Origin of the sequence: Microbulbifer jejuensis (assembly GCF_047289955.1) — a bacterium.
Lineage (GTDB): Bacteria > Pseudomonadota > Gammaproteobacteria > Pseudomonadales > Cellvibrionaceae > Microbulbifer.
In genome coordinates this window covers 24,600-38,148 of the sequence record NZ_JBLBUB010000030.1, presented here as the reverse complement: position 1 = coordinate 38,148, position 13,549 = coordinate 24,600, and the positions used below count along the sequence as shown (strand labels likewise).

The following is a 13,549-nucleotide window of genomic DNA, read 5'->3' as shown; positions in this document are numbered from 1 at the left end:
TTACCCGGTGGTCTGTTGCCAGGGCGCAGTGCGCTGGAAGCTGGCCACGCGCACACCGAAAATAAAGACATGGGTGCAACCGCGTATAATGGTGCCCCGTCCCTCCGGGAGGATTTCCACCGTGTGTAAAACATTGGTGGTGGCCACCGGGGTAAACAGGTGGCGCGGCTCAATATGCCAGCGCAAAAACTCCGCGACTTTGTTTTTCATGGCAAATGCCTCCCGCGCCTTACAGCGCTTTCAGTTGCTGAATAAATGGTTTGGCGGTGTCCATATAATTTTCGCCCTCGGCCAGGGCAGCCACGGCGGCATTGCCGCGCAGGCGCAGATCGCGAATGGCATCCAGCCGCTGTGCCCAGCGTTCGGCAGCGGACAGAATCTGCTCCGCCGCCTGTTGCGCAGTCACCCCATGCACTTCGGCGTGGGTGCGCACCACCTGGGGCACAGTGCCGGAAAACTCCGTCTCCGCGTAGCGCTGCGCCTGGGCCTGCACACGGCTGTATTCGTCTGTCATGCCATAACCAATGGTGCTGGCACGCTGGCGCGCCTTGCCGGCGGTGTTGTTAATCACATCGATGGCGAATTGGCGGCTGTGGAAAAACGCCTGCTGCTGCGCTGCCTCCCGCGCCTCCCGGTCCCTTTCCGCGTGCCAGCGCTCAATTATCGGCTGAAAGGGGGTCAGGGTATCGATGGGTTCGTGGCGGCCGTCGCGGTACTCGATTTCCCCGCTGGCCCGCCCGTCTTCGTGGCCCCACTGCACCGCCCAGATCTTGTTGTCGATCAAACCGTCCAGATCGAAGGCAAAAGCGCGGCCGTCGATCACCACCGTATCGTCGCCCGCATCGCCGTTGATAATGGATACACGCATCGGGTTTTCTCCTAGGCCACGCGAATAATTGCCGCCGCGGCAAAGTAACGCTGGCGCACGTCCACCGAGTGGCTGTGACTGCCGCTTGAATTAATGGACACACTGTGGCTGTGCCCGCCCGCACTCGCGGTGGAAAAATCGTGGCTATGGGCTCCGCCGCTACTCACCGTCACGCTGTGCTTGTGGTGGCCCACGCCGGCGACACTCACACTGTGGCTGTGGGCACCGGTGCTACTGCTGCTGGCACTGTGATTGTGCGCACCGCCGCTGCCGTTGTTGGCGCCGGTCACGGTTAATCCGTCGCGATCGCTGGGGTCATAGTCCGGTCCGTAGTTGGAAAATTCATAACCGGGAAAACGCAACATCCTGACACCGTTGATACTGTGCCCGTGGGCCGGAATTCTGGAGGTGGACAGGGTGTGGTTGGCAACGGAAATCGTGTGCGCGTGATTGCCGGCACTGCCGCTGGAGGCGTTGTGCGCATGGCCGCCCGCATCGGCTGTGGAGGCCCCGTGGGCGTGACTGCCGGCACTGTCGGTTTCCCCGCTGTGGGTATGACTGCCGGCGCTGCCGGTAGAGGCGCCGTGGCTGTGGCTGCCGCTGCTGCCGCTGGTCCTGGTGTCGCTGCCACCGGTATCGCCGGGCTGGTATTCCCCGCCCGCACACACAAACACCCGGTCAATGGCATTGGGCCTGCCGTTCTGGCCATCACAGAGCGCCCAGCCCTCGGGAATCCCGGCAAGGGTGCCATGCCAGAAAATCACCGCATTGGGCGGTAACAAATAATTCAGGGCGGCCCATAGCTGTTTCGGGGAGACATAGCGGGTGTCATCGGTTTTTGCCAGCACTTCGCTTTGGGTCGCGCGCTCCACAATACCCGCGCGGGTGGTGGTGGCGGTGGTGGTTTTATCCAGCTTGCTGTTTTGCAGCGCGCGGCCCTTAGCCGCACTGAGGGGGCGCCGGGCACTGCTGGAAGTCAGGCTGTCGACCACCGTATCACCGAGCCCTTTGGGGGTTATTGCGCGGGCGGTATCAGCGGCCGCCTGGGTTTCCGCGCTGGTGGCCAGCTCCGCAATGCCCGCACGGATGGTGGTGGCGGTGGTGGTTTTATCCAGTTTGCTCTGTTGCAGCGCGCGGCCCTTAGCCGCACTTAAAGGGCGGCGGGTGCTGCTGGAATCCAGGCCGTCAACCACGGTATCGCCGAGTGCCTTGGGCGTGATCGCGCGGGCCGTATCGGAGGCCGACTGGGTTTCCGCACTGGTGGCCAGCTCCACAATCCCCTTTTGGGATGGGCTGGCTACCTGATCCTGGGGGACGTAAATATTGGTGCGGCTCAATAAATAGTGAACCAGCCCGAGAGAACCCACCTCGTACACCGTGCGCCGGTCCACCGGCGCACCAGTGGATTGGATAGTGGCGATTTCTTCCACAGTGTGTTGCACGCCTGCAGTGTCCACATAATCCGCAGGCGCGCCCTGGTAAACCGTCACCACGGCGGACACCTGATCCACCTGCTTTTGCAGAGAAACGTCCAGACAAATTTCTTTAGGGATAGCGTTTGGCGTGGCAATAACCAAGTCCTGTGTATTGGCAATGCGGATGCCCTCGACATAACCAATACCCGGCAATAAGTGATAACTGCCGGCATCCTCCACCAGCTTCCAGCCATCCCCGAAGAAACTGGCGCGCCCGTAAATATCCCGGTTGTGCGCACGCGCACGCGCATCCATGGCATCGAGCCAGGCACTCAGATCAATCTGCCAGGTTTCCGCGGGCACATGGATTCCGGTCGCCTGTTGCGCGTCGGCAAACTGCAGAAGGAAATTGCGCGTGATATGGTTGCCCTGTACCCCGTTCGCCGTCGTGGTTTTCCGGGTGCGCGGCAAATAGGCCACCGCCACCAGGGTGCCGTCGCTGGCCAGCAGGCCCAGCCAGTTAAAATGGAAATCCCCCACGCTGGTATCCATCGCCAGGGAATACACCACTTTGTCCGGTGTCAGGTAGCCTGTTTGGGAGGCCACCGCCTCAAACACAATTGTGTTTGCCGCCGGCAAGACCTCGGCCAGATCCACCGCCTGGTCAGGGTCCAGGCCATTGATATCCGCCAGTACAAAGTGGGTAATCTCCACCGCTTCACTGGCGCCGGTCTTGGCCGCGATATAAGCCGCACCGGTATTAATAATTGCAGGCATTGTCCTTTCCTACAGTGAAGCCGATAAAAACCCGTTGTCGTGGCCGCAGTGGGCGCTGCGCAGTTGAATGGGCAGCGGTGTTAAAACCTCAAATTCATAGCGGCGACAGATACGGCCGTATTTGCGTAAAATAATCTGTAGCAGCTCCGGGTTATCGGCCATTTGTCGGTCCGACAGATGCAGTTTGATCACATCCCAGTCCCGGTCCGGCAGTCGCTCTTCAATTTCCACATAACCAATCAGCAGGCGTTCAAAGATGCGCTTTAATCCGGCCACGCTGCCCGCGTCGCGGGCATTCACAAACGCATAGCGCACGCGCAGGCGGTACAGGCCCATGGACTCGCCGTCGAAGCGCTGCACCCCGCGCTGCCAGGCCAGCAAATCCAGCGCGCCGGGGGTGCAGGTCAGCGGGTCCAGCTGGCGCACCGGCCAGTACAGCCAGCTTTCCACCTGTTCCCAGAAGTGCTGACAGGCGCGGCGCAGTTTCGACAGCTGCGGCCCGGACAGCCAAAACGGCAATTTCAACGGGATCATGACAGCGTCACCGACAGGCTTTGCAGACGCGGCAGGTTCATCTCACTGACGATATATTCCAGGTTGAAATCCACCCCGCGGATCAACGCAAATTGTCGGTGCAGCTCACCACCGAGCAGGGAAAAAGAAAAACGACTCCAGGGTTGCACCAGGGTCGGCTGGTAATCCCGGTTTTCACGGAAGGCGGCGCGGATAAAATGCACCACGTCCGCCTCTAACTCCGTCCGCGTATCCCCGCTCAGGCCATCGAGGGTGTACACCGTCACGGCAACCGTGTGGTGGGTTTCCGGCATGGGGAAAATTTTCAGATCGTCGCCGTGACCGTGATTGCCCTCGTCGGTGATTTTGCGCTGGATACGCTGAATAAATGCCGCGTCCGGATTGCCGATGGCAAACATCACATAGGCGTCGGCGGTGCCGGGGCCGCGCGGGGCATCGCTGTCAAAAAAAATATGCTCATCGTCCACCCCGTCGAAACCGGCAATCAATGCGCGGTAGACCGCGTCCGTATGCCACTGGTTGACCGCCATAAACTGGGTGCGAATGCGCTTGCGCAACGCCTCCGGATCTTCGTCGTCGGTGCCCGGGTGGGTCAGCCAGCCGGATAAATTGCTCACCGCGATAATGCCCGGCAGCAGCACCGGCAACACCGAGTAGTAACCCGCGGCCAGGTTATAGGCACTGCCCGCCGCTTCCGCCTCTACCGGCGCCAATACGGTTGCCTGTCCATCGGGGAAAGTGGCCTCTGCGGTGGTGCGCAGGGTGTAGACGCGGCCATTGATATTCGCGCTCTGCACCGCGGTATCCACCGCTACCGAAAGCGCACCGGAGCTGTCCGCACGGGTAAACTGCACCAGGCCCTGCGCTTTGGTTTTTACCTTCGGCACCAGGTTGACCCCATCCGCCAACAGGGCGAGGAAAGGTCCACTGGCGGTTTTCACATACATCTGCGGCATCACCCCGTTGATCAGCGCTTGAATCAGCCAGATCACCGGCTGGGTAATTAATATCGTGACCATGCGCCACCAGGGCGATATCTCCCGTTGATTCGTGAAGGCGACATTTTCCGCCTCCACAGCTTTTTCAAATTCCGCGCGCACGGCCGCCTCGGTGGTGGGCAGCCCGCCCTCGGTTAACAACTTGGTAAACAGCTGCTGCTCGCTCACAGGGTAAACTCCAGGTGTTGGTATTCCAGCGTGGTGGCGCGCACTAAAATTGTTTCCTTATCCAGGCGCGTCAGCACTGCACTGCCGGGCAATATACGGGTGTCACTCTCCACCAGGTTTTCCAATCGCGACAGGTTGATGGCCCAGGTATCGCGCTGGCGCTCTCCCACCAGGGCCACAAGCAGGCCGCTCTCGCGGATCAGGTGCTTGATATCCTGGGCAATCGATGCGCGATCATTGATACCCAGGGGTACGCCGACACCGTCGAGGGCGATATCGTTGTTGATAATCAGCAGATCCTGATATTTTTTATGTTGCGAGGATTGCGTCATCAGCCCGCCGCCATTTCCAGTTCATCCAAAAACGACTGCCCGCTGGCCGGATTAAAAACCTCCACCTTTTCGATATGGGTGCCGCCGCGCGAGTGCGTTTGAAAATGCTGGGCAATCCCCCCCGCCGGAACCGCGCTGGGTCGCTGTTGTGGCAGGCCCGGCAGCGGGCCGGGGCGCTCTACCCGAATCTGCTGCAGATCCACCATCTTGCGATCCACAACCTCGCCGCCCGGCGTTTGCGGGAGTGTGATATTCGCCCCGTTGCGGTCAAAGCCCGGTAAAAAGCGCAGCTTGTTGTGCAACCAGTCCAGCCCGCTGCCGAGGGCGGAAAAGGGATTCAGTGTTCCCAGCCAGGATTTAAACGCGGTAAACCAGGCCGGTATTTTTTCCAGCTGCTGCAGTAACAGCCCGGCCACACCGACACTCCCCAGTAGTGGTGCGAATAGCAGGCGCAAAAAGGCGCTGTCCTCGATGGCACTGCGCAGGGTTGCCCACTTGCCCATCAGCCAGTCCAGTGCCCGCCCTGGCGCGCCGAATAAATCCTGTGTGCCGAGCCAGGCGGAAAATTGCCCGAACCACGCCGGCAGCCGCATTAGGCTGCGGATCACCAGGGAGGTCATATCCACACCCGCCAGCAGCGGCGTAAACAGCAGGCGCAGAAAGGCGTTGTCCTCAATCACACTGCGCAGCCGGCCCCACTGGTCCACCACCCCCTGAATAAACTGCAGGGCAGCACTTTTCACCGTATCCCAGTGGCGCACCAGCAGCACCAGGCCGGCGATCAGTGCCCCTACCCCCATCACCACCCAGGTAATGGGATTGGCCCAGAGCGCGGCGGAAAACAGCAGCGTGGCCTTGCCGGCAATACGCATGCCATTGCCAAGCAACGCCAGGCTGGCGGCGGCGCCTTTGCTGGCCAAACCCCAGGCCGCCAGCAGCTGGGGTTTGAACGCAAGGTGATAGAGCAGCACCGCCACACGCCCGGCCTTGAGGGCGCTGTTGTAGAGCCACTGGACGCCGGCTGCGGTTTTGGTGACGGCAGTCCACAAAAATTGAACCCCCGTCAGGCCGGCAAGGGTGAGCCGCAACATGCCCCCCACAGCAGCGAGGGCAAGTAAACTGGCCATCAGCCCCGCAATATAACTACTCACGGTGCCAATCAGTTTGGTCAGATGCGGGAACCGCTCGCTCCACAGCATCATTTTCTCGTTGGCGGCGCTTAGCGTTGCCACCAATGGGGTGATCACCGGCAGCATGGCCTTGCCCAGCAGGGTCATCAATGCGCGGCTGCTGGCCTGCCACTGCTGGAATACATCGACGGTTTCCGCCGCCATCCGTTGCGCCACCGCCATACCACGCACCTGGTCGAATTGGTCCAGGTAACCGGGCAGCTTCTCAAGACCGGTACCCATCGCTTCGACAAACCGCACCGCTTCCTGTCCGCCGAAGTTTTTTTCCAGAAATGCACCGCGCTCCAAAGCACTCATGCCCTGGGTCAACTTGTTGATCTTCGCCAGCAGTAGGTCCGGTGCCAAAAGTCCCTCGGCAGTCTCGAATTTCACGCCCAGCTTTTCCTGGGCTTTACTCAAACCGGAAATAAACGCCTTTGCGGCAGTGCCGCCTTCCGAAGCGCTCATCTGCCCCTGCAGCATACCGGCCACCGCCATCTGCTCCGCCATGCTCCAGCCCTTGTTGGTGGCGGTGGCCCCCAGGCTTTCAAAAAACCTCGCCATTTTCTGTCCGTCGGTGCGGAATACCTTCACCGCCAGGGCCGTCTGCCCCGCCAGTTGCTCCGCCCATGTGTGACGCCCGATACGGTCGGCGGTTTTCTGGAAAATGTTGTACATGCCGCCCATATAACTGGTGATATCGCCCACATTGGCCTTGGTCCCCCTGGCCAGCACTGCCGCCACTTGGGTAAATTTCGGAATTTCATTGTCCCGCAAACTGGATATAGCGCTTTTGATGTCGTAGGAAGCTGCCACAAAATCGGTGGCACTCTCGCCGTAGCGAGCGGAGAACGCCAGCGCAGTTCGTTCCAGCTCTTTCAACGCGCTTGCTGCCACGCCCAGGGTGCTGACCCCGGCCAGCGCCCGTTCCATTTCAATCGCCGGCCCCAACAAACCGGACATGGCCCGCTGCAGCGCCCAACCGCCAACGGCGGCACCCGCCAGCAAAGCGCCACCTGCGGTCGCGTGTCGCGTCACCTTGTGCAGCTGCGCATCCAGCTTGCCGAGCGGTCCACTGGCCCTGTCGATCAGACCAATACGAAACATCAGTTTTTCCAGTCTGGTGCTCATCAGTGTCTCCAGGCCCTGCCAATCCCGTTGGCAACGGTCGCTTCAAAATTGTTCCAGTAGTCCCGCTCCAGGAAAAACGCCGTAGCCAGGGTGTCTTCCTGCAAAGGCGCCCCCGGCAGCCACTTGTGCGCATAGGCACACAGGCGGCTGTAACCGTTCTGTTCGAGGGCGTCTGCCAGCGCTAGGACTTTTTTACCAACACATCCAGGTCGGGGGTGTACTCCTCCACCAATGCACTACCCAGGGCTACCTCGGCACCGGGTTGCGCCGCCAGTAGTTCCAGCAGTTTGTCCTTGTGGGCCGCCTCCACCGTGGCCACCAGAAAGTTATGCATGGGGCCGGTCTTGTTATTGGGGCCGAGCCGGTTGATCAGTTTGTTGTAATCCTCCCGGCACACCTGAAAAGTGAATTCGCTATCGTCGGCACTGAGGGTGATGTTTTTCTGGTTGTTGTTGGTTTTTGCAGCCATGGTGTTCTCCTTCCTACAGGGTTGATCCATTGTTTAACATTTAACTTTTCACACTGAGGGCCACTTTAAAGCCGGCCCACAAAGTCCCACCGACACCGGAGAGAAAAATGCCCAGCAGAATGCGCTTGCCCCAGACCGTCACTTGCTCCGATGCCTTGCGCTGGGCTCTGAGGTGGGCGAAGTCCTTCTGCGTTTCGCGCACATCCTCGGTATCCACACCCAGCTTTTCCAGCAGGTCTTGCCCCGTCTCCCGTGCCGATTCTCTGGCCACTTTGCGCATCAGCGCTTCCAGCTGCTGTTCGTTCAGGTTCATGATGACGGTGGCCTTTTGCCGAACATGCGGTTTCCCGCCCAGGTTTCCACCGCCGTGCGCAACATGCGCCGGAAACCGAAGGTGTCGATATACACCGCGCCCAGGCCCCACCAGTAAAATTCCGGTGTGGCTTTTAAGGCAGTAAACCCGGCCTGCACGGCACGCTGTAAATCGCCACGCTGGTAGTGCGTGGCCATCACCAGTTCCAACAGCGGTGCGGCAAATAACAACACCATCGGCAAGGTGGTGAGCAGCAATAAATAATCGTCTTTCCAGCCCCGCTGCCCGGCGCTCTCCAGATCCATGGCCGCGGCGTGATCGTCACCACTCTGGGTGCGCGCGATACGGGCATTGTTGGCGGCTTTTTTTAATGCCAGTTCACCCCGGCGCTGCTCCGCTTTGACTTCGCGCTTGTGTTTAAAAAAATCCAGCAAACCACCGAGGACAAATTTCCCGGCTGCGGCAAGTACAGTGGCACTCATAGATCCGACGCCTCCAGTAGCGTGTAGGTAAACTGGCTGCCCCAGTTTTGCGCCGCGCGTTCGCACAGCGCGATCAACAGGGCAAAGTCCAGCGGGTTGGCCAGCACCTGGCAGCCGGCGCTCCAGCGATCCACCTGCTGGCTGGTGTGGTTGGCGCTGGCGCGGTGACAATTAATTCCGAACAGGCCGCCCTCAATCGATCCGTCAAAATCCAGCACCCGGTCGCGGTTGTTGTCCCGGTACACCCGCGCCGGTGCGCGCTGCACCAGGGCGCGGTACTGGCCGCGGTGCAAACCCAATTGCCACAGGCCCGCGTACTGCCCCGGCACCAGTATGGCGGTGCCATTGACCTGCACCGGGTTTTCCCGCCAGTAACCGCCTGGGTCGGTGGTGGCCGGAAATATCAGACAGTGGGGTGTGCCATGAAAACTCCAGGCCACCGCCAGGTGATCATTGAATCGATTCGCGCAGGTGTCCGCGCTGCGAATGCCGATCAGATTCAGATTGAAATCGCCCTGTTGAAAAAATCGATAGCCTTTGCGATCGATCGCAGTTTGCAGCTGCGCGTAGTTTGGCTGTTTCATCTGCGTTCCCTCATTTCCTGCAAGGACTGACAGTCAATGCAGCGGGTGATACCGCCAAAGGCGCGGCGCGCTGGCGGTATGCGCACAGCGCACTCCCGGCAATACAACGCACCGGGCACATTGGTATGCCCGCGCGCCTGCTGCGCTGCCAGGGCGCGGTTGCGCTGTTGCTCTTCCAGCTGCGAAGCCCGGTCCGTGATATCCGCCATGCTGCACCTCTAGTTCAGCCGCTCAATTTCCCCCTGGCGCAAATAGGGCACGCCGTTGACCTTCACAAACTCGCGCCCGGTCACTTCAAAGGTGACGGTGTGCATCAAACGCTCACTGTTCTGGCCGGCATTGAGCAGATCCGACAGGCGCAGCTTGCAGTCGAAGGCTTCGATATTCAGGGCCTCGTCGCTGGACTCCGCATTGAAAACCAGATCGAAGGTGGGCAGATCGCGGAAGCTGCCGGCCTCTTTGGCCGCATCCAGAATCGTGGCGAACTCGCCGCTGTTTAATTTGAGTTCCCCCGTGGCCGACACCTCGCCCTCGATAAACCCGTCGGGCACCCCGCGGGTTTTTGTTGCCTCGGTGGCATCCTCTATGGACAGGCTGGCCTCATCGATATTGACGCGGTAACTGCCGATGGTGACATCGATATCGCGGCCGGATAATTTGGACATAACAAAGGCTCCCTTTAACGTTAATCCTGCGGTTTTGTTGTCATCGCCCCTACAAATTGACGTTACTCAAATCCAGCGCGATATTGGCCTCGATCTCCTTGGGGGCGTTGTAGGGGGTCACGCGCAAATAGATTTCCACCTTGTGCCGGGTCGGCCACACAATTTCGATATCGCCGTCTCTGGGCGCTTGGATTTCACCGGGAAACACGCTGGGACCGATTTTCACGCTGCGGGCCATGGCGCGCAGGGGCCGGGAGAAATAGGTTTTGTTGGAGGCAATGGAAATCGGGGTGCTGTTTAACAGGCGGTCGCCGAGACGGCTGATGGCCAGCAGGCGGATTTGCCGCGCGGCCTTGTCCACCACGCGCAGGTTTTCCATCACGCGGTAATCGCCCCCTTCGGCATCCAGCAAATTGCAGTCGCCCCAGAAGGTGCCGGGGTAATCGGCATAGGTTTGCGGTACAGAGAGCCGCAGCGCGTCCAAACTGGCCAGCAGGGCGTTGTCCAGGCCCACGCCGGCACTGTCGTTGGGCACCGATCCCAAAGACAGCAGCGGACCTGTGGCCACGCGCATGGGCGTGTCGGCAATACTCACCGCGCGGTTGCACAAGCGCCCTGCCAGCACGCCCAGATTATTGCCGTGTAACAGCGGCACCGCGGACACCCGGTAGGCGTTGACGGGCTGCACGATAGCGGCCTGGGCGGCCAGGTAATCGCTCCAGGTCTGCGCGGTGTCATCGATACCGGGGGTAGCGCTGAGGATTGCCAGGCGGCGCCCCTGGTCCATGCGCACGGACTCGGCTTTGGCAAACGCGGTTTCCAGATCACTCGCCGCCCCCGCCGGGGTACACAGTGCCACCAGTTCCGGAGACACACTGTGCAGGGCCAGGTCCAGCGCATCCTGCCAATCGTCGTCCACCGCCATGGGCAGCGCCCAGGCTTGCCAGTTTTCACCGCCGTTGGCCTGGGCCGCGGCCACCTGGGTTTTCAATTGTGAATCACCACTGTCCAACAGCTGGTCCAGATCGGATTGGCTGTTCAGCGCAATTACCGTGTCCGTAACGTCTTCGGTGTCCGTAACGTCTTCGGTGTTCGTGTCGCTGCTGACATGACCCACACCCAGAAACAGGGTCTTGCGTTCAATTTCATCAAAACTGCCCTGGCCCAGATTCAGGTTGTTGACGGTCACTTTTCCCAGTGCCATGGCCTTGTCCTCGATCTGTCGGTAAATTCGTTATGTGTAAACCCGCTGTGGGCACAGGATTTACACCCGTTGAATCCGCTGTAATGCTTCATCAAAAATCGTATTGGTCAGGGCCTCGATCTCGCGCCCGTCGGCGCCGAGAAAACTGCGCTCTGGCAGCGGGATCACCCAGCTTGTTTTCGACTGCCCGCCCTCGCGCATCTGTTTTAAAACCAGACCCGCCTGGCCCAGGGTCACGTGCTCGGTGATCCAGCGCATGGTGGGCTTTTTCTTTTTGCCGCCTTTACGGCGCACCACATAACCCTCCCGCTTTAATGCCCGTGCCTGGCGCCGCGTGGCCGGCGCCTCGTAATCCGGCTTGCCGCGCAGCTTGTGCGCCTTGGCGGCGTTCCAGGTTTCGGGCACCCCGTGCTGGTGGGCATAGGCGATCTTGCCGGTGACGTTGGCGGTGTAACCGACCTCGGCACCGCGGGTGTCGCTGTGCAGGCGCATCCGCTTGCTCATGCCCCGCAACAGCTTGCGCTTGCCGCTGCGGGGTTTACTGCGCACCGCCCAGGCACGGTTGTTTAAATCTTTCTGTGCCCGCAACCGCTTGCGGCTGTACACCCGCACCTTGCGTCCCAGAGTCGCCGCCAGCCGCCGGCGCTGGGCCGGCTTCAGCGCCAGCAGTTGCAGCTGCCGGCGCAGGGTCAGGTGTCCGCTGAGATCAAGGGTCGCGCGCATAGGGGGCATCCGTGGGCAGGGCTTTGTTGTCCCCCACCGCCACCTGCTCAGCACTGTCCACCGGCACCGCTGCCACCGCCCAGCGGGTGCCCCGGTAAGCGATGGGGCCGTTGTCGTCCGCCACCAGATCCACATCCTCGGAAAAGCGAATGGTGATTTCCACATCCGCAGCGCGCTCGTCGATCACGTCCACATCCACATCCGGTGCCGGCAGGTTCAGCTCAAAGCGCGCGCGGTCGTGCTCCATTAGCCAGGTGGTCACCAGAGCGAACAGCAGCGCCGGATCACCGGCAAAGCGCTCAATCTGGATCACAGCGTCGTAAGTCTGCCGGCACACCCGCAGGCCCTGGCCCAGGTGCTTGCTGGCAGGCTCCATCTGGCCGTTTTCCATCCAGCTGTCCAGTTGCTCCGAAGACACCAGATTGGCCGCCAGCAGGTGTGCGGTAATGGCGGTGAGTTTTTCCAAAGCCATCAGAGCAGCTCCGCGGTAATATTGGTGGTGATGCCGCGCAGGCGGCGCAGGGCCTGATCCGATTCCGCGCGGTACAGCTGTTCGGTGTGCGGACTTTCCTTGGCCTGGTGCTCGCCCACCTCCCGGCGTGTCACCGTCGCGAACTGACGAAAGGCCATGGCGGTGGCCAGGGCGAACACGGCGCGCTGGTATTGCACCAGCAGCGCGCTTTTACCACCGATGATCGGGGCCGGCACTTCGGCCAGGGTGGACAATCCAGCGCGCTGCCAGGTGTCCTGCTGTTGCACCAGGCTGTCATTCACATCGATCATGGCCAGGCGCAGCAGGTGCTCCACTTTTGCCTGATCGTATTCCGCCGGTACCCGGTACATTTTCTGCAGATCCCCCAACACCAGATCCGGAAAAAACCCGTTGTTCTCCAGTGTGGTTGCCAGGTAGTGATCGGATTTGCCGCTAAAACTCACTGTGCGCATACCTGTTTAAAAACGCGGTGCCAAGTGGTTTGCCTGATCGCACCGGGCGACAGACGCCCCACTGGCCCGCGCGGGTGGGGGGACCGTTACAATTTTTTCCTGGCAGATTCCAGGCGGGTTTTCACGCCCGCCTTATCATTCGCTGCCGTTGCCTTTTCATACCAATGCACCGCTCTGGCAAAGTCTTCCTGCTGATCGCAAATCAGCCCCGCCAGTTTGTACAGTTTGCCCAGCACAATAATTTGCGTGACCGGCCAGGTTCCCTGCTCCACGTTTTCCAGCACCTGCTCGAAATAGGGGCTGGCACTGCGGTTGGCCATGTACTGGCGCTCGGCCCAATCGTGCAGGGTTTCCGCCACAAAGGTAGATAGATCGCGATTGAAGCGCGCCGGTAACTGTTGCTGCTGAGCAATAGCCAGTGCCGCCAGTTCTAAAGCCTGCTCGATATCCTCCACATCCAAAAGCCAGATAAGGCAGGACACCAGCAGCGGGTTCGGATACTGCGCGCCGCTTTCGCGGTAGACCTTTACATGGGGCAGATACTTCGGCAGCAACTGGCGCTTGAGGGCGATTTTTTCCTGCACGTTCGCGCGCTCGGACAACAGTTGCAGATCCGCCTCCAGGGCCGCTGCAATCACACTGCGGTCCGGGCTGTGCGCCACGTCGCTCTGCGCGCTCACGGTGGGGGCAGCGGCGCTGGCCTGTGCCGCCGCGCGGGCGCGGGCACGCTGCTGGTGTTGCAAAGTAATAAACGGCATGGTGCAAACCCGGT

At 60.6% G+C, this 13,549-nt stretch carries 19 protein-coding genes; all 19 read right to left on the bottom strand.

Annotated features, from left to right (window positions below):
* Window positions 1-210 carry a hypothetical protein gene (locus ACL7TT_RS17230; RefSeq protein ID WP_413397258.1) on the bottom strand — a complete coding sequence of 70 codons (210 nt, stop codon included), beginning with the start codon at window positions 208-210 and terminating at the stop codon, window positions 1-3.
* 19 nt (window positions 211-229) lie between these two features.
* Window positions 230-868, bottom strand: coding sequence for a hypothetical protein (locus tag ACL7TT_RS17225; protein ID WP_413397256.1), 639 nt, complete (start codon window positions 866-868; stop codon window positions 230-232).
* An 11-nt stretch (window positions 869-879) separates the two neighbouring features.
* The gene (locus ACL7TT_RS17220) at window positions 880-3,060 is read right to left on the bottom strand and encodes a phage tail-collar fiber domain-containing protein (protein WP_413397254.1); all 2,181 of its coding nucleotides are present in this window, start codon (window positions 3,058-3,060) and stop codon (window positions 880-882) included.
* Window positions 3,061-3,069: 9 nt separating this feature from the next.
* Window positions 3,070-3,594 carry a phage tail protein gene (locus ACL7TT_RS17215; RefSeq protein ID WP_413397252.1) on the bottom strand — a complete coding sequence of 175 codons (525 nt, stop codon included), beginning with the start codon at window positions 3,592-3,594 and terminating at the stop codon, window positions 3,070-3,072.
* Entirely contained in the window at window positions 3,591-4,760 is a 1,170-nt protein-coding gene (locus ACL7TT_RS17210; RefSeq protein ID WP_413397251.1) for a baseplate J/gp47 family protein, read from the bottom strand. The genes ACL7TT_RS17215 and ACL7TT_RS17210 overlap by 4 nt, the downstream gene beginning before the upstream one ends.
* On the bottom strand, window positions 4,757-5,092 hold the full coding sequence (locus ACL7TT_RS17205; protein ID WP_413397249.1) for a DUF2590 family protein: 336 nt from the start codon (window positions 5,090-5,092) through the stop codon (window positions 4,757-4,759). The genes ACL7TT_RS17210 and ACL7TT_RS17205 overlap by 4 nt, the downstream gene beginning before the upstream one ends.
* Entirely contained in the window at window positions 5,092-7,392 is a 2,301-nt protein-coding gene (locus tag ACL7TT_RS17200; RefSeq protein WP_413397247.1) for a phage tail tape measure protein, read from the bottom strand. The genes ACL7TT_RS17205 and ACL7TT_RS17200 overlap by 1 nt, the downstream gene beginning before the upstream one ends.
* Window positions 7,392-7,511, bottom strand: a complete 120-nt coding sequence (locus ACL7TT_RS17195) for a DUF6890 family protein (protein WP_413397294.1) — start codon at window positions 7,509-7,511, stop codon at window positions 7,392-7,394. Before ACL7TT_RS17195 ends, ACL7TT_RS17200 begins: the two co-directional genes overlap by 1 nt.
* A 62-nt stretch (window positions 7,512-7,573) precedes the next feature.
* Window positions 7,574-7,861, bottom strand: coding sequence for a putative phage tail assembly chaperone (locus ACL7TT_RS17190; RefSeq protein ID WP_413397245.1), 288 nt, complete (start codon window positions 7,859-7,861; stop codon window positions 7,574-7,576).
* 40 nt (window positions 7,862-7,901) lie between these two features.
* Entirely contained in the window at window positions 7,902-8,174 is a 273-nt protein-coding gene (locus ACL7TT_RS17185) for a hypothetical protein (protein WP_413397243.1), read from the bottom strand.
* Window positions 8,171-8,656 (bottom strand): hypothetical protein, encoded by a 486-nt coding sequence (locus ACL7TT_RS17180; RefSeq protein WP_413397241.1) that lies wholly within the window; start codon window positions 8,654-8,656, stop codon window positions 8,171-8,173. The genes ACL7TT_RS17185 and ACL7TT_RS17180 overlap by 4 nt, the downstream gene beginning before the upstream one ends.
* Window positions 8,653-9,240, bottom strand: a complete 588-nt coding sequence (locus ACL7TT_RS17175) for a hypothetical protein (protein WP_413397240.1) — start codon at window positions 9,238-9,240, stop codon at window positions 8,653-8,655. The genes ACL7TT_RS17180 and ACL7TT_RS17175 overlap by 4 nt, the downstream gene beginning before the upstream one ends.
* The gene (locus ACL7TT_RS17170) at window positions 9,237-9,449 is read right to left on the bottom strand and encodes a TraR/DksA C4-type zinc finger protein (protein ID WP_413397238.1); all 213 of its coding nucleotides are present in this window, start codon (window positions 9,447-9,449) and stop codon (window positions 9,237-9,239) included. The genes ACL7TT_RS17175 and ACL7TT_RS17170 overlap by 4 nt, the downstream gene beginning before the upstream one ends.
* Before the next feature lie 9 nt (window positions 9,450-9,458).
* Complete coding sequence (locus ACL7TT_RS17165; RefSeq protein WP_301414070.1) at window positions 9,459-9,905, bottom strand: phage protein; 447 nt, start codon at window positions 9,903-9,905, stop codon at window positions 9,459-9,461.
* Window positions 9,906-9,954: 49 nt separating this feature from the next.
* Window positions 9,955-11,109, bottom strand: coding sequence for a DUF2586 domain-containing protein (locus tag ACL7TT_RS17160; RefSeq protein WP_413397236.1), 1,155 nt, complete (start codon window positions 11,107-11,109; stop codon window positions 9,955-9,957).
* Window positions 11,110-11,169: 60 nt separating this feature from the next.
* Complete coding sequence (locus ACL7TT_RS17155) at window positions 11,170-11,832, bottom strand: phage virion morphogenesis protein (RefSeq protein WP_413397234.1); 663 nt, start codon at window positions 11,830-11,832, stop codon at window positions 11,170-11,172.
* Window positions 11,816-12,304, bottom strand: coding sequence for a phage tail protein (locus ACL7TT_RS17150; protein WP_413397233.1), 489 nt, complete (start codon window positions 12,302-12,304; stop codon window positions 11,816-11,818). The genes ACL7TT_RS17155 and ACL7TT_RS17150 overlap by 17 nt, the downstream gene beginning before the upstream one ends.
* Window positions 12,304-12,768: a head completion/stabilization protein gene (locus ACL7TT_RS17145; protein ID WP_413397232.1), complete on the bottom strand. Its 465-nt coding sequence runs from the start codon at window positions 12,766-12,768 to the stop codon at window positions 12,304-12,306. Before ACL7TT_RS17145 ends, ACL7TT_RS17150 begins: the two co-directional genes overlap by 1 nt.
* A gap of 95 nt (window positions 12,769-12,863) precedes the next feature.
* Window positions 12,864-13,535, bottom strand: a complete 672-nt coding sequence (gene gpM, locus ACL7TT_RS17140; protein ID WP_413397230.1) for a phage terminase small subunit — start codon at window positions 13,533-13,535, stop codon at window positions 12,864-12,866.
* Between the last annotated feature and the right edge of the window lie 14 nt (window positions 13,536-13,549).